This is a genomic window from Falsiruegeria sp. JB4-1 (assembly GCF_055693495.1).
On record NZ_JBVFTZ010000001.1, the window covers coordinates 777,480 to 802,819 of the forward strand.

Genomic DNA, 25,340 nt, shown 5'->3' on the forward strand with positions numbered 1-25,340 from the left:
TTTAGAGAGAAATCAATCAACACTGTTTGATCGCGCCGAGTGTGGCGTGGATCTCAGTTCGGTTCCACTTCGGTGGAAGGCATTTGACACGAGTGTTTCCTCGCTCCGTCTTATGTATCCCGTCTGAAACGAACAGAGTTGTCCAAGTCAAGTACACTAACCCGAGTGTTCCGCACGGAACACTCAATGTCCGCTTCACCGACATGAAGCGGGCGGGAAAGTATGCTTTTGGTTCAGGAAGATAAGCTGCAGTTACTTACCAGCTACTGCGGTCGAAAGACGTCAGTTTTTCTCTTTCTGGATCAAATCAAGCGCGAGAAGGGCGTTTGGTGAATGCCTTGGCAGTAAGAGGCGATGAAAGACGTGATACTCTGCGATAAGCCATGGGGAGCTGAGAATAAGCTTTGATCCATGGATCTCTGAATGGGGGAACCCACCTGAAAGTTCATTATAATAGCTTCGGCTGTTTATAATGTTCTTAACCAGGTACTTAAGACCTGAATACATAGGGTTTTAAGAGCAAACCCGGGGAACTGAAACATCTAAGTACCCGGAGGAAAGGAAATCAATTGATACTCCCCTAGTAGCGGCGAGCGAACGGGGACCAGCCGAGCCGGATGAGTGACTAGAACATGTTGGGAAGCATGGCCATAGCGGGTGACAGCCCCGTATAGGAAGCTCTGATGGACGTATTAAGTAGGGCGGAACACGTGAAATTCTGTCTGAAGATCGGAGGACCACCTTCGAAGGCTAAGTACTCCTTACTGACCGATAGTGAACCAGTACCGTGAGGGAAAGGTGAAAAGCACCCCGACGAGGGGAGTGAAACAGTACCTGAAACCGAACGCCTACAATCAGTTGGAGGCCCCTTGAGGGCTGACAGCGTACCTTTTGTATAATGGGTCATCGACTTGGTCTCACGTGCAAGCTTAAGCCGTTAGGTGTAGGCGCAGCGAAAGCGAGTCTTAATAGGGCGTCGAGTTCGTGGGATCAGACCCGAAACCGAGTGATCTAGGCATGACCAGGCTGAAGGTAAGGTAACACTTACTGGAGGGCCGAACCCACACCTGTTGAAAAAGGTCGGGATGAGTTGTGCCTAGGGGTGAAAGGCCAATCAAACTCGGAGATAGCTGGTTCTCTGCGAAATCTATTTAGGTAGAGCGTCATCCGAATACCCCGGGGGGTAGAGCACTGGATGGGTAATGGGGCCCCACAGGCTTACTGATCCTAACCAAACTCCGAATACCCGGGAGTACTAGATGGCAGACACACTGCGGATGCTAACGTCCGTAGTGGAGAGGGAAACAACCCTGACCTACAGCTAAGGCCCCCAATTCATGGCTAAGTGGGAAAGCAGGTGGGATGTCCAAAACAACCAGGAGGTTGGCTTAGAAGCAGCCATCCTTTAAAGATAGCGTAACAGCTCACTGGTCTAATTAAGACGTCCTGCGGCGAAGATGTAACGGGGCTCAAGCCATGAGCCGAAGCTTAGGATGCCGTAAGGCATGGTAGCAGAGCGTAGTGTGACATAGTTCCATGCGTCTTTAACCTTCTTCGGAAGGTGTTGGACGCAAGGAGCTTTCGATGAAGCCGACCTGTGAGGGATCCGGTGGAGAGATCACTAGTGAGAATGATGACATGAGTAGCGACAAAGAGTGTGAGAGACACTCTCGCCGAAAGTCCAAGGGTTCCTGCTTAAAGCTAATCTGAGCAGGGTAAGCCGACCCCTAAGGCGAGGCCGAAAGGCGTAGTCGATGGGAACCAGGTTAATATTCCTGGGCCAGGAAGAGGTGACGGATCTCGGAGGTAGTTCATCCTTATCGGATTGAATGGGCTGCTGAGAGGTCCCTGGAAATAGCCCTTCCATGAGATCGTACCCTAAACCGACACAGGTGGACTGGTAGAGAATACCAAGGCGCTTGAGAGAACGATGTTGAAGGAACTCGGCAAAATACCTCCGTAAGTTCGCGAGAAGGAGGCCCGGTTCCTAGGCAACTAGGGGCTGGGGGCACAAACCAGGGGGTGGCGACTGTTTATTAAAAACACAGGGCTCTGCGAAGTCGCAAGACGACGTATAGGGTCTGACGCCTGCCCGGTGCCTGAAGGTTAAAAGGAGGGGTGAGAGCTCTGAATTGAAGCCCAGGTAAACGGCGGCCGTAACTATAACGGTCCTAAGGTAGCGAAATTCCTTGTCGGGTAAGTTCCGACCTGCACGAATGGCGTAACGACTTCCCCGCTGTCTCCAACATCGACTCAGCGAAATTGAATTGCCTGTCAAGATGCAGGCTTCCCGCGGTTAGACGGAAAGACCCCGTGCACCTTTACTACAGCTTCACACTGGCATTAGGCCGAACATGTGCAGAATAGGTGGTAGGCTTTGAAACAGGGACGCCAGTTCCTGTGGAGCCTCCTTTGAGATACCACCCTTGTTCTGCTTGATGTCTAACCGCGGTCCGTTATCCGGATCCGGGACCCTGTGTGGCGGGTAGTTTGACTGGGGCGGTCGCCTCCTAAAGCGTAACGGAGGCGCGCGAAGGTTGGCTCAGAGCGGTCGGAAATCGCTCGTTGAGTGCAATGGCAGAAGCCAGCCTGACTGCAAGACTGACAAGTCGAGCAGAGTCGAAAGACGGCCATAGTGATCCGGTGGTCCCGAGTGGAAGGGCCATCGCTCAACGGATAAAAGGTACGCCGGGGATAACAGGCTGATACTGCCCAAGAGTCCATATCGACGGCAGTGTTTGGCACCTCGATGTCGGCTCATCTCATCCTGGGGCTGGAGCAGGTCCCAAGGGTACGGCTGTTCGCCGTTTAAAGAGGTACGTGAGCTGGGTTTAGAACGTCGTGAGACAGTTCGGTCCCTATCTGCCGTGGGTGTAGGATACTTGAGAGGAGTTGCCCCTAGTACGAGAGGACCGGGGTGAACGAACCACTGGTGGACCTGTTGTTGCGCCAGCAGCAGTGCAGGGTAGCTATGTTCGGACAGGATAACCGCTGAAGGCATCTAAGCGGGAAGCCCCCTCAAAACAAGGTATCCCTGAGGGCCGTGGTAGACCACCACGTCGATAGGCCGGAGATGTAAGCATGGTAACATGTTCAGTTGACCGGTACTAATTGCCCGATAGGCTTGATTTGATCCAGTAAAAGAAAAACTGGTTCCAATAAGCATACGAACCCTACAAAACACAAAATCATGGACAGCACGTGAGACTTTGAAAACAAAGTCCACGGTGTTGATTGATCTTCTTCGATGAACTGGAACAGCCAGCCTGACATAACTCAGGTGCGGCAACGGGCATTTGCTACGCAAATACCCTGCCTGCCGCCAAATCCATTCATCGAAGTTAAATGGATTTTTCTCGGTTTGGTGGTCATAGCGCAAGTGAAACACCCGGTCCCATCCCGAACCCGGAAGTTAAGCACTGCTGCGGCAATGGTACTGCGTCTCAAGGCGTGGGAGAGTAGCTCACCGCCAAACCTAGTAAAATCCAATTCTCTCAAAACGGTCAAATATACCAGACCTCAAACCGCAAGCGCGGACGGTCAAAAGTGTCGCGGGATGGAGCAGCCCGGTAGCTCGTCAGGCTCATAACCTGAAGGTCGCAGGTTCAAATCCTGCTCCCGCAACCAGAATACTCGACTAAGCCACCCTCGGGTGGCTTCGTTCGTTTTGAGGTGCGCTTAGTGCCAACAAGCCCGCTAGTTCCCCAACAAATTCAATGGACAGTTTACCCCCGTCCGGGATCAAACGGATCTCCGAGAGCATTCCACGAATGAGTGATGTGGCTTCGGCTTTGGTGACCGGGTCTTCTAGAGCTTCAGACAAGTTTGCGACTTTTTCTTTGTAGATGTTCGCAAGGCCAGGGTGCAGCATTACAGGAGGCTCGGCTTTGCATCAGCCGTTCCCGGAGTAGATCGAGAACGAAACTCTCAAGGACTTGCCGCCGGAGGCCTTTGCACCGATCGCAGGTTCCGAGTTAGCGCGCATTCGAACAGGCGAGGTAGTCCCGGCTGGACGTTAAGCACCCGCGCTCCCGATGACTACGAATTCTAAACCGATACCAAGTTCAAAAGATCGTCACGCTCAAAGCGCTCCCTTGCCCCTTGCTTTTGAACTTCGCCGCGCCGAAGAACCACAAACCTGTCGCCAAGATCGAAAGCGAAGTCGAAATACTGTTCGACAAGGAGGATAGCCATTGTGTTCTGGTCCCTGAGGTGTCGGATAACTTCTCCTATCTGAGCAATGATGTTTGGCTGAATGCCCTCGGTAGGTTCGTCGAGAAGCAACAGCTTCGGGCGGGTGATGAGCGCGCGCGCAATGGCGAGCTGTTGTTGTTGCCCTCCAGAGAGATCACCGCCGCGACGGTGCAGCATTTTCTTGAGAACCGGGAAAAGGTCAAAGATCTCTTCTGGAATCTCATGCGAGATCCGTGGGCAGGCAGGCGAATCCGGTTTCAAGATTTTCGCGCACCGTCAGAAGCGGAAAGATCTCGCGCCCCTGTGGCACGTAGGCGATACCTTTACGCGCAAGAACCTGCGCCGGAAGCTGACCCAGACCTTCATCATCGAATTCAACCTCTCCGCCGGAACGAGGATGGGTTCCGGAGATTGCCTTCAGAAGGCTGGTTTTACCGACACCGTTGGTGCCCATAACACAAGTGACTTCACCCAAGGCGGCTTCCATCGAGATGTCATGCAGAATTTGCGAGTGGCCGTAATGCAAGGTCAGGTTATTAAGTTTCAGCATCTTGTCATCGCCCAAGATAGACGTCGATCACGTCTTGATTAGCGGTTACATGGTCCAGGCTGCCTTCGGCCAGAACCGCCCCTTCGTGCAGCACCGTGACCTTGCAGCTCAGGCGTCGGACGAACTCCATGTCATGTTCGACCACCACCACGGCACGGGTTTTGGCAGCGCGGACCAGGATGTCCGTGGTATGCTCGCGCTCTACTGGGGTCATGCCTGCAGCAGGCTCATCTACCAGCAAGAGGCGCGGTTCCTGTGCCAGAAGCATGCCGATCTCAAGCCATTGTTTCTGCCCGTGGCTGAGCTCGCCTGACTTGCGAGGGAGCGCGTCTTCAAGCCCGATTTCGGCGGCAAGCTCCTGCACTTTTTCCATGTCCCGGACGTCGGGACGATAGCCTAAAACCCGCAACCAGCCGCGCGGTTTCTTCAGCGCCAAAAGGAGGTTCTCTTGCACGGTCTGATCTTCGAACACGGTGGGTTTCTGGAACTTGCGGCCAATGCCTGCCTGGGCAATCTTTGCCTCGCTTATCCGCAGGAGGGACTGGGATTTTTCGCCCCAGAGAATTCGGCCTTCGTCGGGTTTCGTCTTGCCCGTGACTATATCCATGAAGGTCGTCTTGCCTGCCCCGTTGGGTCCGATCACAGCGCGCATTTCGGCCTCTCCGATGCGGAAAGACAGATTGTTGATGGCACGGAACCCGTCAAAGCTGACGGACACACCTGAGACTTCAAGCAGGGTGCTCATTGGCTGGCCTCCTGTTCGCGCAGGGAACCAGCATCGGGGCCGAGATCCGCACCATGCCGGTCCGGAGAACGACGCTCGGTGATAAGATCGATCAAACCGCCGATGCCCTTTGGCGCAAAGAGCGTGACAAGCACAAAGGACAACCCCAACAGCACCAGCCACCAATCGACCCATTTGATGGTGTAGAAACCAAGCGGAACATCGGGGGCCTGGCCACCGGTGAACCAGGTCGACAGCAGGCTGACAAAGGCGGCACCGATCACTGCACCGTAAAGCCTGCCACGCCCGCCGATGGCGACCCAGACAGCGAGGTAGATCGACGCGATGGGCGCGATCTCGGCCGGGTTGATGATGCCCGCCTGCGGGTAATAGAGCGCTCCGGCAATGCCCGCGATACAGGCCGTGAGGGTAAAGACGGTGAGCTTGTAGGTCTCGACCGAGTAGCCAAGAAAGCGTACCCGCGCCTCGTTGTCGCGGATGCCACGGATGACCGAGCCGAACTTGCCGGACACAACCCAGGCTGCCAGCAGATAACCCAGCCCCAACGCCAAAGCCGAGGCCCAGAGGAACCACAGCGATACATGATCCTGAGAGGCGGTGATTCCGGGCAGGTTCTGTAGGCCGGACAGCCCGTTATTGCCCCGTAATCCGCTGTCGTTCTGAAAAAGGTAAAGCGCTAGTGCCAGCGTCATGGCCTGTGTCAGGATCGACAGGTAGACGCCGGTCACGCGGCTGCGGAATGCCAGCCAGCCGAACACCAGCGCCAACAACCCCGGAACCAGAACGACCAGCGCCAGTTGCAGGAACAGGCTGTCGGCAAAGGCCCAGATCAAGGGGAACTCGGAGGACCCCACGACGCCGAAGATCTGGTTGCCGATGGCATCAGAAACTTCGGTGGCGGTTGGCGGGATGTCGGCCTGTGACAGCGATTCAACCACGATCAGGCGGGTGCGTTCGTACATCAGCCACATGCCAATCATGTAACCGCCCAGCCCGAAAAAGGCGAAATGGCCAAGCGAAAGGATACCGGCAAAGCCCCAGATCAAGTCCATGGCCACGGCGACCAGGCACAGGCAGAGTGTCTTGCCCAGCGTCTTGACGAAACTGGTCGAGATGACGCCAACTCCGAACCCTTCGGACAGCACCGTGACGATCACCGTGAACAATGCCAGCAAAGACAGAAAGACCAGGACAGAGGGGTTGCGGGCAACAAGTGATTTCTGCATGGCTTAATCCCCCGCCGCGCGGCCCTTGAGGGCGATGATCCCCCGAGGGCGGAACTGGATGAAAATGATGATGAAGACGATCATGTAGGTCTGGGCGGCAAGCGTGTTGGACGGGTTCATCCACTCGATCCCCTTTTGCAGGAAACCGATCATGGCAGCGCCTGCCAGCGTGCCCCAGATGTTGCCAACGCCGCCTACCACCACGGTCATGAAGCTCTGCACGATATAGTCTGACCCCAGCTCGGACGTGACCTTGGCAAAAAGGCCAATGGCGACCCCGGCGACGCCGGCGATCCCTGATCCAAGCCCAAAGGTAAGCATGTTGACCTTGTCGGGATTGATGCCCATCGACGCCGCCATGCGAGGGTTTTGTGTCACCGCTCGGGTTTCCAGCCCCAACCGCGTGCGCTTCATGATGAAGAGAAAGACACCAAGAAAGAGCAGCGCAAGCGCAAAAATCGCGATACGGATATAGCTGATCGACACGACATCATTCAGCACCCATGCCCCGTCCAGCCAGCCCGGAGCGGTCAGTGGGCGGGCCTGTGTGCCAAAGATGTTCTTGGCCAGCTGTTGCAGGGCAATCGAGATGCCGAACGTCGCCAGCAAGGTCTCAAGCGGGCGGGCATAGAGCTTGCGGATCACCAGCCGCTCCATTGCGACACCGGCGGCAAACGTCACGGCAAAGGCCAGCGGGATCGCGACAAGGACCGACACGGTGTGATCGGGGATAATCTGCTGCACGACATAGCCCGTGTAGGCGCCCATCATGATGAACTCGCCATGGGCCATGTTTATGACACCCATAACGCCAAACGTGATGGCAAGACCGATCGCGGCGAGGAAATAGATCGATGCCAGCGACAGGGCGTCCAGCGCCAGGTCGAGCGTCTGGTTCAGGCCAACCTTGGTGGCAATCCCGTCCAGCGCCTGTTCTGCGGCGGCGGTTACAACGGCGGAAGGCTCGGCATAGGCGTCAAAAAACACATGCTTCGCAAGGGCGGCGTCAATCTGTGCTTCGCCCATGCGCGGTGGAACCACGCCGGTTTCACTCAGCAGGTCATAAGCGCGAAATCGGGTTTCCGGGTCACTCATCTGCGCCACAGGGATACCTGCGACCTTGCCTCCGTCCACATGGCCACTAAGCGCGTTGCGGATATCGCCCGGGGAGAGGAGCGGAGCGGCCAGCCCCTCGCGGACCAGGAGTGCATAAGCGGCGTCGCGGCGAAACCCGTCCTCACCAGGGATCAGCATGGTGGCGATGTTGGCGTTGTCCGGCAACTTGGTTGCCGCGCGGCGCGTGGTGGCAACAAGCGGGTTCAGCGTGGCACGAACATCGACGCTCAAATCGCCCGACATTTCGGAAATGGCGGCCACGCGAACAACTTCGTCCGCATCGAAGCGGATAGTCAGCAACCGTTCAAGCCGCTGCTTTTGGGCCTTGAGACCCGCATCTGTCTCTGTCGCTATGGAGGCGCGAAGGGGGAGCAGATGGGCAGCCTCCGCATCGCGACTGATCGAAACGAGCGCATCGCGACGCCTTTTCGCATCCGGGTCGGTCAACTGGAACCGAACCAACGCGGTGCCGATCATCGACCGGATACCGCTGTTTGGTTTCAGTTGTTTGAGTTCGGATTTCGCAAACTCACCAACCGGTTCGCCTGTGTCAAAATCGGTCAGGCGGTAGGTCTTGGTGTCGATCTTCTCTGCGTGAAAGAACAACCCGTCCGTCTTGCGCAACCACATGTTCTTGGCGGCCCAGGTTTCGAGCACGTTCTGCGCCTGCGGCATCCCGCTTGCGGCTATGGCATCAATCGCGGGGGCAATCGTCTTGCGCGAGCTTTTGGCGATCACCGCCTGATGTTCCTGCAAAACGGCCTGAATTCCGGCCTCCTGCGCAGCGGCAGGCAAGCAGCTCAGCAGCCATGCCAATAAGAGGCCAAGGGCCGGGTTGAAAAATTTCATCATCGGGGAGTGTTCCGGAAGTTCTGGGTGGAAGGGGGCAGCTTGCCCCCTTCGCAAGTTCAAGCCTCAGTAGTTGGACAGAGTCTGAACGCAGGTCTTCGTGTCGGTATTGAACATGCCGCAATCAAGCGTCTTCCAGTCCGATTTGAGCACCGAGGATTCCGGAAGGAAGTCGGTCCAGGCATCGCCCGGCACTTCCGAGGTCTGACTGATGATATCGAACTGGCCGTCGTCCTGGATCTCGCCGATCAATACAGGCTTGGCCAGGTGGTGGTTCGGCAACATCACGGCGGTTCCGCCGGTCAGGTTCGGGAACTCCTGCCCGTACATCGCGGTGCGCACGGCGTCGACTTCGGTCGAACCAGCCGTGGTCGCAGCATTCACCCACATGTTGAAGCCGATATAGTGGGCCTCCATCGGGTCATTGGTGACGCGCTCGTCGCCCATCGCAGCTTTCCAGGTTTCGACGAATTCGGCATTCACTTCGGTATCCGCCGACTGGAAGTAGTTCCATGCCGCCAGATGGCCGACAAGGTTGGCGGTATCGAGACCGGACAGTTCTTCTTCGCCGACCGAGAAGGCCACGACCGGAATATCATCGGCGGAAATGCCGGCTGCGGCCAGTTCCTTGTAGAACCCGATATTTGCGTCGCCGTTGATGGTCGAGATCACACCGACCTTTTTGCCATCCGCACCCAATGCGACCACGTCGGCCACGATCTTGGACCAGTCGGAATGGCCGAAAGGCGTGTAGTTAACAAAGATATCTTCATCTGCGATGCCTTTGCCCTTGAGATAGCTTTCAAGGATGTTGTTGGTGGTCCTGGGGTAGACATAATCCGTGCCGAGCAGAGCAAATTTCTCGACCCCCAGTTCCTCCAGGAAATAGTCGGTGGCCGGAATGGCCTGCTGGTTGGGCGCGGCCCCTGTATAAAAGACGTTCCTGGAACTTTCCTCGCCCTCATACTGCACCGGATAGAACAGTAGGCCATTCAGCTCTTCGATTACCGGCAGAACGGATTTGCGGCTGACCGACGTCCAGTTGCCAAAGATCACGTCCACCTCGTGAACGGTCAGCAACTCACGTGCTTTTTCCGCAAACAGCGGCCAGTCCGAGGCCGGATCGACCACGACCGCCTCAAGCTGCCTACCCAGCACGCCGCCCTTGGCGTTCTGTTGGTCGATCAGCATCAGCATGGTGTCTTTCAGCGTGGTCTCGGAAATGGCCATGGTGCCAGACAGCGAATGCAGGACACCGATCTTGATCGGGTCCTCGGCAGCCAGCGCGGCGGTGGTCAGGGCAGCGAATACTGCCGAACCGGCAAGGGTGGTTTTCAGAAAGTTCATGTGTTCCTCCTGCGGGACGTCAGGCAGAATGGCTTGCGCAGGGGCGCATTCTTCCATTACCTGACTCCGCAACTCTGTGTTGCAATCCGTGTGGCGGCCGGTCGAGGTCCAATTCGTTGGTCGCCACACACCCCCGTTTCTCAGACATCTTGTCCCCGGCAGGTGGGTCAATTGTTTCTGCATCGCAGCATGAATGGCAATTCTGCTGCCAGAACTTTGATTGCGTTGATCGCGCCCGCCCAATTTCTAGGCAGAATTTTCGGGAAGCGTTCAGATTTTAAGCATGATGGTCGAAATGATGAAGCCGAATCCCGATTTGAAATGGTCAATTACCGGAGATCGGGATGATGAGAGGGAAAATACTCGATCCGTTAAGGAGCCCCGTCATCACCTGCCAGGACATGATATCCTCAAGCCCCGTCCCCTTGGTTCCGGTTGCGCAACCACGTGCGGTGGGCGAACTGAGGCTGAGCGTCAAGCGGCGTGGGGCGCGGACGGTACTTGACCGGTTTCGGCAGTCGGGCTCAATGAAATGCCTGTTTCCGCGCGGCTCTGGACCGGAAATGCAGGCGGTTCTGATCAATACTGCCGGTGGAGTGACCGGGGGAGACCGGTTCGATACCTTGGTGCAAACGGCAGAAGACACCGCTTTGACGCTGACCACGCAGGCCTGCGAGCGGGCTTATCGTGCACAGGCGGGGCAGATCGGAGAGATCCGCTCACGGTTAAAGCTTGCTGCGGGTTCACGCTTAAACTGGCTGCCACAGGAAACACTTGTCTTTGACCGTTCGGCTGTGAACCGTCGGCTGTCGGTCGAACTTGCCGAAGGGTCAGAGTTCCTGATGACCGAGCCGATCATCTTTGGCCGCTCTGCAATGGGCGAGGTTGTAAACGCCTGTCATTTTGCTGACCGGATCGACATCCGGCGCGACGGGAAGCCGCTATATCTGGATACAATGTGGCTGGAAGGCGATGTTCAGGCGCATCTGTCGCAACCTTTCGTGGCGTGTGGTGCCAAGGCAATGACGAGTGTCGTGCTGGTCTCTGACACCGCGGAAGCGCATTTGGGACTTGTGCGGCAAATGTTACCGGAGACCGCCGGTGCGAGCCTGTTGCACCGGGACGTCCTGGTGCTTCGGATATTGGCCGAAGACGGGTTCTCGCTTCGCCAATCGCTAATTCCGATCCTCAACCGCCTGGGCGGCGGACCTCTCCCACGATGCTGGATGATCTGACATGAACCTGACCCCAAGAGAAAAAGACAAACTGATGGTGGCCATGGCCGCCGAGATTGCCCGCAGGCGGCTGGCGCGGGGGTTCTTTTGAACCACCCCGAAGCCATCGCGCTGATCACCGATGCGGTCGTCGAGGGCGCGCGTGACGGGCGATCCGTTGCCGATCTGATGGAAGCGGGCGCGCAGGTCGTTAGTGCCGAACAATGCATGATTGGCATTCCCGAGATGATTCACGAGGTGCAGGTCGAAGCCACCTTTCCCGACGGCACCAAGCTTGTCACCGTTCACAACCCCATTCGCTGAAGGAGATACCCGATGAAACATGTAATTTGTACTCTGGCCTTCCTGGCTGCTTCCCCCGCTTTTGCCCATACCGGCGCGCATCTGCACCCGCATGGCGCCGACAATTGGCTCGCCGTTGTGCTGGCGGCGGTCACGGTCGGCGGTATGGTAGCCCTGGTTTACGCGCGCGGGCGCAAATGATCCCCGGGGAATTGTTTCCGGCGGAAGGCGAGTTGACTCTGAACGCCGGGCGCAGCGCCCGGTTGGTCATGGTTGCCAATACCGGCGACAGGCCAGTTCAGATCGGCAGCCACTATCATTTTGCCGAAGCCAACCCGGCGCTGGAATTCGACCGCTATGCCGCCCTGGGTATGCGGCTGGACATACCGGCGGGTACGGCAGTGCGGTTCGAACCCGGGCAGAGGCGTGAAGTGATGTTGGTTCCCTATATGGGTCGTCGGCACATTTATGGTTTCAATCAACATATCATGGGAGCGCTGAAAGATGCCGGGCAAAATCAGCCGGAGTGACTATGCCGCTATGTTCGGCCCCACCACCGGGGACCGGTTGCGACTGGCGGATACAGATCTGATAGTCGAGGTCGAGGATGACCTGATCGTGCAGCGCGCCACCGCCGCGCAATTCAGCGCCACAGGCCTGCAGCTCGATGTATATGGAGAAGAGGTCAAGTTCGGCGGTGGCAAAGTGATCCGCGACGGTATGGGGCAGTCTCAGATCACGCGCGCCGGGGGTGCCGTGGATACGGTGATCACCAATGCGCTGATCGTGGATTACACAGGCATCTACAAGGCGGATGTAGGGCTGAAGGACGGGCGCATTGCCGCCATCGGCAAAGCGGGAAACCCGGACACGCAACCGGGTGTCGACATCATCGTGGGCCCCGGCACCGAAGCGATTGCCGGTGAGGGTCGCATCCTTACCGCGGGCGGTTTCGACAGCCACATCCACTTCATTTGCCCGCAACAGATCGAGGACGCTCTGCACTCGGGCCTGACCACCATGCTGGGCGGCGGCACTGGGCCTGCGCATGGGACGTTGGCCACGACCTGCACGCCTGGGCCCTGGCATATCGGGCGCATGCTGCAGGCTGCTGACGCGTTTCCGATGAATCTGGCCTTTGCCGGCAAGGGCAACGCCTCGCTCGCGGCCGGGCTGGAGGAACAGGTGCTGGGCGGGGCCTGCGCGCTGAAACTGCACGAGGATTGGGGCACCACCCCCGGTGCGATCGACTGCTGCCTGTCAGTGGCCGATGCGATGGATGTACAGGTGATGATCCACACCGACACGCTGAATGAATCGGGTTTCGTGGAAAACACCGTTGCCGCCATGAAGGGCCGCACGATCCATGCCTTCCACACCGAAGGCGCCGGTGGCGGCCATGCGCCCGATATCATCCGCATCTGCGGCGAGGAACATGTGCTGCCGTCCTCGACCAACCCTACGCGACCGTTCACCGTCAACACGGTGGACGAACATCTCGATATGCTCATGGTCTGCCACCACCTCGACAAGTCCATCCCCGAGGACGTGGCCTTTGCCGAAAGCCGTATCCGGCGTGAAACCATCGCGGCAGAAGACATCCTGCACGATATGGGGGCGTTTTCGATCATCGCTTCGGACAGTCAGGCAATGGGGCGCGTGGGCGAGGTTCTGATCCGCACCTGGCAGACAGCTGACAAGATGAAGAAACAGCGCGGGCGACTGGCTGACGAGACCGGCGACAACGACAATCTTCGCGTCCGCCGCTATATCGCGAAGTACACGATCAACCCGGCCATCGCGCATGGTCTGAGCCACGAGATCGGCAGTATCGAGGTGGGGAAACGTGCCGATCTGGTGCTATGGGATCCCGCGTTCTTTGGAGTGAAGCCGGAAATGGTTTTGCTGGGCGGGACAATCGCAATGGCGCAGATGGGCGACCCCAATGCCTCAATCCCAACGCCACAGCCGGTCTATTCCCGGCCCATGTTCGGTGCCTATGGGCGGTCGGTAGAACAGTCTGCCGTCAGTTTCGTCAGCGCCGCCGCGCAGGAGGCCGGGATCGGCGATAAGCTGGGGCTGGCAAAACAGACGCTGGCCGTTGCCAACACGCGCAACATCGGAAAATCGTCGTTGAAGCTCAACACCGCGACCCCCGAGATCGAAGTGAACCCCGAAACCTACGAAGTCCGCGCCGACGGCGAACTGCTGACCTGTGAACCGGCTGACGTGCTGCCCATGGCGCAGCGATACTTCATGTTTTGAAAAGGAACGACATGATGCAACCAAACCCAGTTGCCCGCATCTATCACGCGCATTCTCATGGTGATGCCTCGGATGAAATTGCGCTCGACTATGAAGGACGCTTCCTGCGCCGCAAGATGCTGCGCACTGCTGGTGGCATGTCGATTCTGGTCGATCTGGCACAAACCACTTCGCTGGATCACGGCGGGGTGCTGGTGTTGGAGGATGGGCGGGAGGTGACGATCCGTGCGGCCGCCGAGGCATTGCTGGAAGTGACCGGGCCGGACCTGACCCGGCTGGCCTGGCATATCGGAAACCGTCACACGCCGTGTCAGATCGAAGAAGGGCGGCTGCTGATCCAGCGCGATCACGTGATCCGGGACATGCTGGAAAAGATCGGCGCCTCGATGCGGGACGTCGAAGAACCCTTCACTCCCGAAGGCGGTGCCTATGGTCATGGACGTACGCATGGCCACGTCCACTGAGATCCTGACCCTGACGCAATGGTTCTCTCCCGCTTTCCCAGTCGGAGCCTTCGCCTATTCCCACGGGTTGGAATGGGCGATCGAGGCCGGCGAGGTCTGCGATTGCGCCAGCACGTCGGACTGGATCGAAACCGTGCTGCGGCACGGGACCGGTTGGAATGATACAGTGTTGCTGGCTGCGGCTTACAGGGCCGATGACAGGGCGGCTCTGACGATGGTTGATGCGACCTGCCGTGCGCTGGCCAGTTCGCGGGAACGGTTGCAGGAAACGGATTTGCAGGGTGCTGCGTTCTGCACCGCTGTGTCCTCGGTCTGGAAGGCAGATCCGGAGGGCCTCAGCTATCCGGTGGCGGCGGGGCGGGCGGCTCGGTTGGAAGAACTGCCGCTGGAATTGACCGCGCAGTATTACCTGCAGGCCTTTGTGAGTAATCTGGCCTCTGTCGCCATGCGGCTTGTTCCCCTGGGCCAGACCGAGGGGCAGGCCCTGATCCGTCGCCTGACACCTCTGTGCTGCGAGATTGCCGAAAGGGCCGTGCGGGCAGATTTGGATGACCTGGGCGCTTCGGCATTCTTAAGCGACATCGCGTCGATGAAACACGAGACACAATACTCAAGGATCTTCAGAACATGAACAGAATGAACGGCCCGCTGCGTGTGGGCATTGGCGGCCCTGTCGGCGCGGGCAAGACCACCTTGACCGCACGCCTGTCCGAGGTGCTGCGCGAAACCCATTCGATCGGCGTCATCACCAATGACATCTACACCAGCGAAGACGCCGAAGCCCTGATGCGGATGCAGGTCCTGCCGCAAGACAGGATCATCGGAGTTGAAACCGGCGGATGTCCTCATACGGCCATCCGCGAAGACGCCTCGATCAATCTGGCCGCAGTGGCCGAGATGCGACAGCGCCACCCAGAAGTTGAGATCGTTCTGATTGAAAGCGGCGGCGACAACCTGTCGGCCACTTTCAGCCCCGAATTGGCGGATGTGACACTCTATGTCATCGACGTCGCTGCGGGTGAAGAAATTCCTCGCAAAGGCGGCCCGGCGATCACCCGGTCAGATATCCTAATTATCAACAAAACTGACCTCGCTCCGCATGTTGGCGCCAGTCTGGAAGTCATGGATCGAGATGCCAGGCGCATGCGAAAGGACAGGCCATTTGTTTTTTCCGCTCTCAGAAAGAACGAAGGCGTCTCAGAAATTGTTGAGCTTCTCGGCGACATAGGCGGTCTTTAGGCCTGCAAAAAAGTCATACTTCAAAATGGATGGTCGCGTTGAAAAAATTGAAGGCTACGGCTGGCAAACCGGCTGGTTTCAGTCCGCTAAATGTCGTTAGCATCAGAGGAGGCCGCAGACCCTCAAGGACCAATCACACGGGTTTGAGCCGAACCGGTCAAGGTCGGAAATATCCGCAACTCGGGCGCCCGCGAATTCTGAATGCTGCGGTTGGCAGTCAATGTCTGCTTTGGAGAAGTTGCTATGCAGCTTTGACGAAGAGTCCAATGCCCAACACTAGACAAGTGCGTGTTGACCGGGCCCAAGTTCTTCGGCTGATGCCAAAGTATCGGCCATTTGGATCGGTTCAACTTGCTCCAATAACAGCGAAAGGTGCCCAATACGCAGGGTGCTTTGCTGTTTGTTTGGCTTGCGGATCATCTATGACTGTTAGGACAGCTTGGCGCAGTGCTTGCGAGACCGATAATTCTGGCATCTCCGATTGAGCTGCAAACAGACCGGTTGTAATTTGGACTGCAGCTTCCGAGTAGACCGCCCAATGAGTCACCAACAATGTGCGTGCTCCGGCATGAAAAAAGCTGCTAGCTAGTCCTGACAACCCTTCGCCATCCGCCTCAGACCCTGCAGCTGTGTTGCAGGCAGACAATACAACAAGATCTGCATCCAGCGTCAGGGCTGCAATCTCGGCTGCGGTTAGCAAGCCGTCGTCCATGAGGCTGGGCTTGGTCGGGGGTGTCAGCACAAGACCTGGAGCAACCGCGCTGGTTTCACCAGCTGTCAGCCCGTGGGTTGCAAAAACCAATACGTCAAACTCGGACAACTCCCCGCTATTGTTCAAGGCTTTGAGCCGTGTTTCGGACGCCTCCGCTTGCAGCAACAACTGCGCCTGGCCCGGGTCCAATTGGTTGGCAATGGCGCGCAGCTCGCATTCCGCATCAGGCAGGCGGGTCAGACGAGACAGGCGTTCCGGGTCGGCCAAAGGAATGCCGTCCGCAAAGTATTGGGAATAAAGATTGATCTTGGTATCGCCCACAGACCGCAAGGTTGCTGTTTCGATGTCGTGGCAATGTACCGAAGGCGCTGATCCAATTTTTGGATCGCCCATGCCCAGCATTCTGTGGGGGCCCGTGGCGTTGTTGGCCTTTTGGGTGCGCAGCAAGCGCAAGGCAGGGATCGACGGGATGACCGAGATCGAATGCGTGCGGATGAACCAGTCCGCCTTTTCGAGCGAGAAATCCTGCTGCTTGCGGGTGATCAGCGCGTGAAAGGGCAGCGACAGCAAATCTCCGGGCGGCGCGATAATCACGTGATCAGCCGCAGATACCATTGGCTTTAGCCCGCCAAACAAATCCTGGTAGAGCCTATGGGCCTGACGCCAGTCGAATGCCGGTTCGCTGGGTTCAGGATCATCGGCCAACATCGCCCCACGCAGACCGCTTGCACTGTTGCTCCCACATTCTGGATCGCTGATCGCCATCTCGCAGCGGAACGATGCGATCTTGCGCGTTAAAGCCCCGCGGCTATTTTCCGCGATCGGGGTTACCATGATCTGTGTGGCGCTGATGCCAATCGCCATATTCGAACTGTCCCCAACCCCGGGCACCCGATCCGGTTTTAGGCCTGGCAATAAGAACGTGACAAGGACCTCTCCTGGGCGCAGGAGTGCCTGAATTTCTTTTGTGTTAAGTGGTTGAATGGCGGCGAGCCCGGTGAGATCGAGAACCCGCATCAGAAATGTCGTCTTCGACGTCGGCTAAACGTGATGTGAGCCGCTCCTGCCGTTGAACTAGGGCTGCGCGAACTTGAGATTTCTCCTCTCCAGCGGAATAAGCCGCTCGCAGGCCAGAGCGGGTCCGTTCCATATCCAACAATAGATCCTGGCGTGTCTTCAGCAAAACTGCACGCGAGCTATCCGCTGCAGCCAACCGCGCGCCCATCATCGCAAGCGCGTCGGCCGAGTGCGATACTTGCGTCCACTGCAGTGCATCTAACGCGTCGTCAAACTGTGGGGTGGGGCTGTTCAGCAATGCCCATGCAAGCATTTCAAAATTGTCGGCTGCCTGAGGCAAGGTGCTGCGATACCGAGCGGATTTACGCGCCTTCGTCACATCTTGCATTGTCTTGATCATCCCAACACGATCACCGACGGTCATTTCGGCCAAAGCACGCTTGACGCGGATTTCGACAAGCCGCGGTGCGTCCGGGGGCATGGACTTCTGTGCTACACGCTCTGCCTCGGTCAAAAGATCCATGGCCTGAGTGTTTTGCGAGTGGACAAACAACATGTCAGCCGCGTTGGCTAGCACCAGCGCCTTATCCGGGTGATCTGGGTCAAACAAGCGTCGCGCAGCCGCTGCCATGTCGTGGGTCGTGGCAACCGCGTCATCCCTCGCGCCCTGCAGGTCTTGCAACAGGGCTGTGCTTTGCAACAACGCTATTTCATGGCGTAGCTGATTTGGCTTTAAGTTTTTCTTAGCCTGCGCCTTGGAAAACAGATCTTTGGCACGGGCCAGGTAGGATTGAGCCGCGAGGATCTCTTCTTGGTCAATCGCAAGTCGGGCCCGGTTGGTAGCTTCAACCGACAGGTCAATGAAAGGCAAGGGAAGCGCACCGTTTTGCACCCCAGCGTGATATCGGTCTTCTGACTGCTGATAGAGTGCCTGCGCCGCATCGTACAACTCTCGCCGCCAAGCGTTGGCCGCAAGGTCCGCCAGCACGAGGTAACTGCTTTGACGCCCGATTGGGGATCGCTCCAAGATGGCGAGGGCATCTTGCAAGGTGGCTTCGGCGATCAGGAGCTGATCCATGGTTGTTTCCGCCGCTGCGCGCTCTCGCAGAGCCAATCCAATTCGCGCATCGTCAGGGGAATAGGCCAGCTGTGCCGCTGCCACTGTCAGTTCCGCATAACCCAGTTGAGTGGAGCTTTGCCCCCGTAGCCGGACAACTGCGTCAAAGTCAGAGCCGCCTGAGCGAGGTCGGTTAGAAATGCCTTCTGGTCCGGGGACATGGTCCCGGTTGTTGCCCAGACCCTAAGCGCATCCGCAGCCACACCAAAGCGTTCGGCCTGATGGTTCATATAAAACTTGGTCCAGAGCGCGGCATGAGAAAACTCGGCCAACATCTGCGGGGCAAGCGCACCTACCAATAGAATACGCGCGTCGATCAGAGCTGAGACGGCCTCGATATCCTTGGCTGTTTCGAGATCCAGTTGGCGGGCATAAAGCTGGTCGAGAGTGGTTTGGGAGTAGACCTGATTGCCAACACTCAGCATCTCGGTCAATGCTGCCAGCATGCCGGGGTAATCCTCTGTAAGAAACCGGAGGTCGGCCGCTTGGGCAGCAACAACAGCGTGCAGGTCGCTCCGCCTGAGTTTCCGTAGGGCGTCGTTGATGATCCTGGCAGCGGCTGACTGATCCCCATGTCGCAACACCCAATGTGCTCGAGCCGTAACGCTGCTGAGCCACCCAGCTGAATTGTCTTGTCCGCTGGCTTCGGCAAACTCGACGGCACGGTTGATCAACGCACCTAGATCCTGTGGCCACGGCTCGGACTGAGTGTTGAGAAAAATCAGGTTGTTCAGTGCTTCGAGATAGGCGGTTGGTTCGGCTTGCGCGAGATCGGGGGAGACCACCACCACCTCTCGGGTCAGGGCGCGGGCCTGATCCAGATCACCCGCGTTAAACGCAGCAACTGCGCGGGCGTTCTGATCGGCAAGTGAGGCATTGATTTGCGCCCAACCTGTTGTCGCCCAAAATGACAACACAACAATTACGATCGCGTGGGCCATACAGCTCATCAAAATGAGGCCGGTTGCACATTCAGCCCTGCCATTTGCCACGCTTGCAAGCCGCCGCGATACCAATAGACCTGCCGAAATCCGGCAGAGATGGTACGCAAGGCCGCATTGTAGCTGAGCCAGCATTGAGGGTCCGAGCAATAGATCACAATCGGCAAGTCCGGATTACCGCCGGTAATTTGGTTCAACCATTGGGCTGCCTGTTGCTGGGTTCGATCACGATAGTGCCCACCTTGCGCCAACCCGGGCGCGACATAGGCGTTTGGCAAAGCGTATTGGCCGCCCAGCACATCGATCAACAGAAATTGCACCCCGTCGTTGAGAGCTTGGACCAATCCTTGAGTTGATACGATTTGGCCCCCGGGCAATGCTGTTGGGGTGGCCGCATGGAACTGTCCCTGCCGCAATTGATCTGTCGGCGGCACTCCAAAGTCGCGTGTTTCAAAGGCGAGTATCTGCGGATCTAACTGAATGCCCTGCTGCTGTGGTGGGGTCGGATCGGGTACTTCAGGCCCGTTGCTGGGTGGTTGCGCTGGCGTAGTGCCGCCCGGTTCAACTACTACCGGACCAAAGCTGCCGCCGGAAAAATCATCTCCTCCGACTGAGGGCGGTTGTTGTGACTGCTGTGTGTCTGGGGGCTGTTGTGATTGGACAGGTGTGCCACCTTCGGGACCAAAGCTGCCTCCAAATCCGTCAGACGCCGCCCCTTGAGTTGGAGTTTGGGTCTGCTGCACGGGATTTGTTGGTTCAGGGGTGTTGTCGAAATTGCCACCAAAGCTCTGTGCGTGTACCGGTTTCAGGAGCAGGCCGATGGCCAATCCCCCAATCAATGCTGCAGAAGTCACCCATATTCTCTGCATCACTTCACCCTCCCTGCACGTGGCGAGCGATCCAATCATAGTAGTTGGAAAGGCGCGTGTAGACAGAGTAGAGATTTTCATGGGCGCAACGGGATTGCGCATCCAACGGCTCGCGTCCCCAACTAACGACACCGACCTGCAACCATTGCCCGTTCGATTGCCGGATCATCAGCGGTCCGCCGCTGTCACCACTACAGGCAGTGCGGGCTCCGCTGGGAATACCGGCACAGATCATATTGTTTGTCAGGATTGCCCCCATATTGTTGGCAAGCAAGGAAAACGCCTGTTCCAGATGCTCTTGTGCGATACCTGTGGCTTGCCCCAAACTTAGAAGATATCCACCCAGTTCTCGGCGCGACTGCTCGGCCATGCCGACGTTGCAGGTGTCATTCGAAACGATGTCGATATCTGTTTCCATCAGCGTGGCGGGAAACTTCTCTTCTTCCATCATGCCCCAACCGATCACCATTGCCGGGCCGTTGGGTAAGGCTGCACCCTGTTGTGCAATGCTGATTGCGCCAATCGGGCCAGAAGCTTGTTGAATGGGTTGGGTTAGCTGCAGCAACGCGATATCGCTGTCAAATTGGCGCGCGTCATAGTTTTCGTGCACAATGACCCGTGCGACCGGCCGCAAGTCACCTTTGAAAATATCCACCGAACTGGACCGTACCACCACTTTTTCTGGCGGCGTCACTTGCCCGTTGTCGTCCACCAAGCAATGAGCCGCCGTCAGAATCCACTGGCGGGCTATGATCGAGCCACCACAGAACTGTGATTGAAACATACCGTCGTCTGACTGGCTGATGCGGTCCGGGTCATGCAACGAAACCTGCCAGGGCCAAGACCCTTCTTGCGCTGGTCGACCACCAAAAATACGCGAGGCCTCGCCGTCGACAACGTTGGCTTTTGATCGCATTTCCAAAACATGTGCACGTACCGCAACATTGGGTCCGGACGGCAAGGCAATGGATGACAGGTCCGCATTGCTTTGAGCAGTTGCAGCCCCACTCAACGCACCCAGTGTTGCGCTGAGGGCAAACGCTCGCATTTTGTGACCAAAATTCGTTCTCATTCCCGTTTCCTCCCTTTACTGACCGGCCTGGTCCTTAACCTGCCGTGCAAAAACTTCGGGTTTTGGCAACACAGTCCAGTTGAACTGTTCGACCCAAATGTCCGACACCCCCATTGCGCCCATGGCACCGCGTGTTGTGTTGCTTTGTTCTAAATCCTGCAAAAACGCCGCCATTCCCGACGGCGGCAAACCTCGGGTATTGCTGTCGCCAACGCAGGTTTCCAGCAGCCCTTCAAGGTTGAGAGGGGCTGCGTTCGCGCGGGCTTCGGTGATCAAAACAAACAGCCGCTCTTCGTCAGCGCTATACCCACCAGGGCAATCTGAACACATGGTCATGTCGGGACCAAGGCGGCGTGCTTGGCTGACATCCTCGACCCGCTCGTGGCTGACGTGTACGCAATATTGCGCGTCGATGTGTATCCGGTTCACGTCGCGCGCACCGGGCACCAGCCCCTGCACGGCAAAGGAAAGCCCGTCACATTGTTTGATCGTCGCACCTGATTCCAGTGGAGCTTCCTGATCCGGCAACCGGTTGCCTATGGCGATCCTGCATTCCCGCCGGGGGGATAACCCTCTACTTTGGGGTACGAGATCGCCGACTTGCACAGGCTTGGCGAGACCGTCGACCTTGATCGGACTGGGGTTCAGTATCGATGCCTCGCCCCCGGCAGTGGTTAGCAAACGCGACAGATGTTCAGCGCGTGCAATTCGGTCGAGCAATAGCGACAACGGGCTCGAATTCGGCTCCCATCTCAAGCCAACGAGCGAGTCTCCGATCCGAACGCGCGGACCCAACCACAGGGTGTCGCCATCCCACAATGTGGCAACTTCAAACTTGGTCGCGGACAGCTCCAATGGTACGCCTTGCGATTTAGACAACTCTTGAACGGCTTCTTTGAGGGCAAGTTGAATCGGATGTTCCGGGGGCAGTGTCGCGCCGGTGAGAGTATCGACCGGCTCGGCGATCGTCACGGTCAGGTCAGTGGGCCGAGCCAGCACCTGGGCAAACCGCGCCTCGGCAGGCAAAGCCCCTTCGGATGGGCAAAGCTGCGAGGTCAGCGGATGGCATTCCGGGGATACTGGGCGTAAAAATGCCTGTGTCGCTTCGGTGAATTCAAGCTGGGCAACACCAACAAATGCGTTGGGGGGGCTGCGACCTGTTCAACCAACCCCACAAGCGTACCATCCGTCAGTCCATGCACCAGCCCCGCATCCAGTTCATCACCCCGAACAGGAAAGCGCTGCACACCGCTGGTTTGGGCTCCACCAAACAGAGCTGCGTCGATCAGCGACCCTTCCCACAACGGGGTTTGCAGGCGCGCAGCTCCGGGCACGGATTGGTCATTCATGTCTCGCAGAACCGCTTGAAACAACTGTCTGAAGCTGGTCTCTGCCCCGGTTTCAAGCCGCCCCGCAAGCTTAGAGGTGAACAACCCGTACCAGACCTCATCGTGGTCGCCTGGAGCCATGTTCAACTCGCGTGCCACTTCTGACGATTGGGCTGCATAAAAAGCGATCACGCCCCCCATTTCCGCAGCTTGCTCTTGGCTGGTGGACGGAGCGGTGGCAGGCACATCCGAACCCGCCAGAGAGACCCCCAAAGTTGCCGGATCGACAAACCGCGTGGCCACGTCGGTGAGACCAGCTCGCAACCCAGAGCCGGAATGGCAGCTGTCCATCACCAGCCAGACATTCGCACCACGCGCCCGGATTGCATCAACAGCTTCACCGATTTCGTCGTCTGTAATGGCGTTGCGGATCACACCGCTGCCTGGGTCGGCATGGGCTGTGTCTGCTGGTAGAAACACCTCGTCCAAACCGTCGGTCTCGTCAGCATTCAAATCCTTTTGCCGCGTGCCGTGGCCGCTGAGGTGGATATAGACAAAATCTCCCGGAGCGGCGGCCTCGGCCAATTTTGCCAGAGTGGTCAGTATTGCAGAGCGGGTAGGGCGGGCAGCGTCTTCAACGTGATCGGCAAGGACTATGACATTGTCGACCCCTCGCGCCCGCAGAACGCGGCGCAACAGGCGGACGTCGTTTGGCGGGCCTTTCAGATCGGCAATCCCGGTTGAGTCGTCGTAATCCGCAACGCCAACCAGAAGCGCAGTGATCTCTGCCTTGGCCGGAACAGCAAGGCACAGTGCAAGAAAAACGTAAGCACAGCGGAGAAAATACTCCACGGCAATACCCCCAACGCTAACCAAACTATCATCAAATCGAGTCGATCTATGCGCTTTACCTTAGGTCATTTGATCAAGCGCTCAAAACAGTTTCGGTCGCTTTACTTGTCACAAAAGGCGAGTAACATAAGGCTATTGCGACTTTTGGAAATGGATTTTTGCTATGCGGATCTTAAGGATCCTGTTCTGTTTGTGTGTCTTGACGGTATGTCTGTATTCGCAGGCGGGGTTGGCGCAGAACGTTCAAAAACAACATGTTCGGATTCCGAGTCTTTCCCAACTTGCGCTGTTGGAACCACCGGTCGCTTTGAGTGAAGTTGATGTTGCAATCAACAATACGGGGGCAGACAACCCGCGACTGCTATTCGACCTTTTCTTCTACAAAGCGGAGATATTGGAACAACTTGATCGCAATGAGGAAGCCGCAAAGGTCTTATTCGACCTTGCCCGGTTTGCGGCGCGTCAGCGCGCGGTTTTGGATCAGGACCCTGTGCCGCTTTATCGGGCGTCAGCGAAGATTTACGAGATTCTGGATCAGCCGCTCAAGGCCATATCAGCGGTCGAGTTGATCCTTGAAGAGCAGCGGAACGGAGGTTCCTCAAGATCGATACTTGCGGCGACGCTGGAAAGACTGGCGGAGCTTTCTGCTGCCGCGGGGCGTCAGGGTGATGCGGATGGGTACCGCCAGGCCGCCAATGATGCCTTGTCCGACCCTTCCGCAGATGCTCAAACCCGCAGCAGCGATCAAAGAGGATTTCGTGAGGTGGATGTGTTTTATGCCACCGACCGGGCGCGTAGCGGCGCGCAAGACCCGGAAGAATTCTACGGCTATGGCCGCAGTGAACTTGAACTGGGGGTTGCGATGGTCACGATCCCGGACAGTCATGAACCAGGCCTTGTTGAGGCACCTTCAATCTGGCGACTGGAATTTGGTCCGAACCCGGCCAAGCATGTGGTGCTGCAAAGCGTTACGCCAGTGGCCCATGACCAATTCTTTGGCAAGTTGTCCACTCGGCTCAAAGACCCTTCGTCGCCCAATCTGTTTGTTTTTGTCCACGGCTATAACGTCAAATTCGATCAGGCCGCGAAGCGGGCTGCGCAGATGGCCTATGACATGAATTTTCCGGGTGTTCCCGTGCTCTATTCCTGGCCCTCGCGCGGATCGATGATGGGCTATATCTCGGATACTGCGGTGGTTCGATTGAGCGGTCGCAGGCTGTCTCGGTTTCTGGATGATCTGGTGGATCGCTCCGGTGCCAGGTCGATCCATATCGTGGCACACTCGATGGGGAACCGCGCACTGACGGATGCACTGGAACTACTGTCACTGCGGCGTGGGCTGACACCCGAAGATGAACCGATTTTTGACCAGGTCCTGTTTGCGGCGCCTGATGTGGACGCTGACCTGTTCAGTGAAATGTTACCTACCATTCGTCCAGTTGCCCGCCGATTGACTCTTTATGCCTCGCAAAAAGACTGGGCACTAAGTGCGTCGCGAGAGTTGCATGGGCAAGCCCCACGGGCTTACCAGGGTGGCATTGACATGCTCACACATAAAGAAATCGACAGTGTGGACATGTCCGATTTGGGCGAGGACATGCTGGCGCATTCTTACTTCGCTGACGACAGCTCGGCCCTTGCTGACATCGTGGCTCTGTTTTGGCGCAATGCCGATCCGGGGCAGCGTTGCGGGCTGGAACCTGTGAAGACGGACGAAAAGTCGAACCCAATCTGGTTCTACAAGATCGGCAAATGTGCGGATCGCACATTAGTCGAGGTGATGGCTCATTTGCAGCGCGACAACGTCACCGACCCGAAAGTTGCCCGACAAGTGGTTCGCTCGACCGTTGAGGATCCGGCAACCGCCCGTCAGTTGACCCCTGTCGTTGTCAAACTTTTGGGGAACTAGAAACCATCAAT

The 25,340-nt window shown here is 57.4% G+C and carries 19 protein-coding genes, 1 tRNA gene, 2 rRNA genes and 2 pseudogenes; 12 read left to right on the forward strand and 12 right to left on the reverse strand.

Annotated features, from left to right (window positions below; genetic code table 11):
• The first annotated feature begins 305 nt into the window (after positions 1-305).
• From ACZ1HE_RS03990 to ACZ1HE_RS04000, 3 genes are all read left to right on the forward strand, one after another.
• Positions 306-3,132 (forward strand): 23S ribosomal RNA (locus tag ACZ1HE_RS03990).
• Positions 3,133-3,360: 228 nt separating this feature from the next.
• Positions 3,361-3,475: ribosomal RNA gene (gene rrf / locus ACZ1HE_RS03995) — 5S ribosomal RNA — on the forward strand.
• A 75-nt stretch (positions 3,476-3,550) separates the two neighbouring features.
• Positions 3,551-3,627 (forward strand) — tRNA-Met (locus ACZ1HE_RS04000).
• A 420-nt stretch (positions 3,628-4,047) separates the two neighbouring features.
• On the opposite strand, the pseudogene urtE reads toward ACZ1HE_RS04000, so the two are convergent.
• The 5 genes and pseudogenes from urtE to urtA form a co-directional block, all read right to left on the reverse strand.
• A pseudogene (urtE, locus tag ACZ1HE_RS04005) lies at positions 4,048-4,744 on the reverse strand (urea ABC transporter ATP-binding subunit UrtE).
• Between the two features lie 4 nt (positions 4,745-4,748).
• Positions 4,749-5,489: an urea ABC transporter ATP-binding protein UrtD gene (urtD, locus tag ACZ1HE_RS04010; protein WP_472619649.1), complete on the reverse strand. Its 741-nt coding sequence runs from the start codon at positions 5,487-5,489 to the stop codon at positions 4,749-4,751.
• A complete protein-coding gene (gene urtC / locus ACZ1HE_RS04015) occupies positions 5,486-6,715 on the reverse strand; it encodes an urea ABC transporter permease subunit UrtC (RefSeq protein WP_472619650.1) in 1,230 nt (409 codons plus the stop codon). The genes urtD and urtC overlap by 4 nt, the downstream gene beginning before the upstream one ends.
• A 3-nt stretch (positions 6,716-6,718) precedes the next feature.
• Positions 6,719-8,683 carry an urea ABC transporter permease subunit UrtB gene (urtB, locus tag ACZ1HE_RS04020; protein ID WP_472619651.1) on the reverse strand — a complete coding sequence of 655 codons (1,965 nt, stop codon included), beginning with the start codon at positions 8,681-8,683 and terminating at the stop codon, positions 6,719-6,721.
• Positions 8,684-8,746: 63 nt separating this feature from the next.
• Positions 8,747-10,027, reverse strand: coding sequence for an urea ABC transporter substrate-binding protein (gene urtA / locus ACZ1HE_RS04025; protein ID WP_472619652.1), 1,281 nt, complete (start codon positions 10,025-10,027; stop codon positions 8,747-8,749).
• 527 nt (positions 10,028-10,554) lie between these two features.
• On the opposite strand from urtA, the gene ACZ1HE_RS04030 reads away from it, so the two are divergent.
• From ACZ1HE_RS04030 to ureG, 8 genes and pseudogenes are all read left to right on the forward strand, one after another.
• The gene (locus ACZ1HE_RS04030) at positions 10,555-11,262 is read left to right on the forward strand and encodes an urease accessory protein UreD (protein WP_472619653.1); all 708 of its coding nucleotides are present in this window, start codon (positions 10,555-10,557) and stop codon (positions 11,260-11,262) included.
• 1 nt (position 11,263) lies between these two features.
• Positions 11,264-11,565: pseudogene (locus ACZ1HE_RS04035) on the forward strand (urease subunit gamma).
• A 12-nt stretch (positions 11,566-11,577) separates the two neighbouring features.
• On the forward strand, positions 11,578-11,745 hold the full coding sequence (locus ACZ1HE_RS04040) for a hypothetical protein (protein ID WP_472619654.1): 168 nt from the start codon (positions 11,578-11,580) through the stop codon (positions 11,743-11,745).
• Positions 11,742-12,074: an urease subunit beta gene (locus ACZ1HE_RS04045; RefSeq protein WP_472619655.1), complete on the forward strand. Its 333-nt coding sequence runs from the start codon at positions 11,742-11,744 to the stop codon at positions 12,072-12,074. The genes ACZ1HE_RS04040 and ACZ1HE_RS04045 overlap by 4 nt, the downstream gene beginning before the upstream one ends.
• The gene (gene ureC / locus ACZ1HE_RS04050; RefSeq protein ID WP_472619656.1) at positions 12,049-13,809 is read left to right on the forward strand and encodes an urease subunit alpha; all 1,761 of its coding nucleotides are present in this window, start codon (positions 12,049-12,051) and stop codon (positions 13,807-13,809) included. The genes ACZ1HE_RS04045 and ureC overlap by 26 nt, the downstream gene beginning before the upstream one ends.
• 11 nt (positions 13,810-13,820) lie before the next feature.
• Positions 13,821-14,273, forward strand: a complete 453-nt coding sequence (locus tag ACZ1HE_RS04055; protein ID WP_472619657.1) for an urease accessory protein UreE — start codon at positions 13,821-13,823, stop codon at positions 14,271-14,273.
• Complete coding sequence (locus ACZ1HE_RS04060; RefSeq protein WP_472619658.1) at positions 14,257-14,904, forward strand: urease accessory protein UreF; 648 nt, start codon at positions 14,257-14,259, stop codon at positions 14,902-14,904. Before ACZ1HE_RS04055 ends, ACZ1HE_RS04060 begins: the two co-directional genes overlap by 17 nt.
• Positions 14,901-15,512, forward strand: coding sequence for an urease accessory protein UreG (gene ureG, locus ACZ1HE_RS04065; RefSeq protein ID WP_472619659.1), 612 nt, complete (start codon positions 14,901-14,903; stop codon positions 15,510-15,512). The genes ACZ1HE_RS04060 and ureG overlap by 4 nt, the downstream gene beginning before the upstream one ends.
• A gap of 346 nt (positions 15,513-15,858) precedes the next feature.
• Here the strand turns inward: ureG and ACZ1HE_RS04070 are convergent, their stop codons facing one another.
• From ACZ1HE_RS04070 to ACZ1HE_RS04100, 7 genes are all read right to left on the reverse strand, one after another.
• Entirely contained in the window at positions 15,859-17,088 is a 1,230-nt protein-coding gene (locus ACZ1HE_RS04070) for a CHAT domain-containing protein (protein ID WP_472619660.1), read from the reverse strand.
• A 106-nt stretch (positions 17,089-17,194) separates the two neighbouring features.
• Positions 17,195-18,403, reverse strand: a complete 1,209-nt coding sequence (locus tag ACZ1HE_RS04075; protein WP_472619661.1) for a hypothetical protein — start codon at positions 18,401-18,403, stop codon at positions 17,195-17,197.
• A 2-nt stretch (positions 18,404-18,405) separates the two neighbouring features.
• Entirely contained in the window at positions 18,406-19,299 is an 894-nt protein-coding gene (locus ACZ1HE_RS04080; RefSeq protein ID WP_472619662.1) for a hypothetical protein, read from the reverse strand.
• 8 nt (positions 19,300-19,307) lie between these two features.
• A complete protein-coding gene (locus tag ACZ1HE_RS04085) occupies positions 19,308-20,168 on the reverse strand; it encodes a rhodanese-like domain-containing protein (protein WP_472619663.1) in 861 nt (286 codons plus the stop codon).
• A gap of 4 nt (positions 20,169-20,172) precedes the next feature.
• Positions 20,173-21,240 (reverse strand): serine protease, encoded by a 1,068-nt coding sequence (locus ACZ1HE_RS04090; protein ID WP_472619664.1) that lies wholly within the window; start codon positions 21,238-21,240, stop codon positions 20,173-20,175.
• A 15-nt stretch (positions 21,241-21,255) separates the two neighbouring features.
• Positions 21,256-22,266, reverse strand: a complete 1,011-nt coding sequence (locus ACZ1HE_RS04095; protein ID WP_472619665.1) for a hypothetical protein — start codon at positions 22,264-22,266, stop codon at positions 21,256-21,258.
• A gap of 29 nt (positions 22,267-22,295) precedes the next feature.
• The gene (locus ACZ1HE_RS04100) at positions 22,296-23,420 is read right to left on the reverse strand and encodes a caspase family protein (protein ID WP_472619666.1); all 1,125 of its coding nucleotides are present in this window, start codon (positions 23,418-23,420) and stop codon (positions 22,296-22,298) included.
• Positions 23,421-23,727: 307 nt separating this feature from the next.
• Here ACZ1HE_RS04100 and ACZ1HE_RS04105 point away from each other — a divergent pair, with 307 nt between their 5' ends.
• On the forward strand, positions 23,728-25,329 hold the full coding sequence (locus ACZ1HE_RS04105) for an alpha/beta hydrolase (RefSeq protein WP_472619667.1): 1,602 nt from the start codon (positions 23,728-23,730) through the stop codon (positions 25,327-25,329).
• Positions 25,330-25,340: the final 11 nt, after the last annotated feature.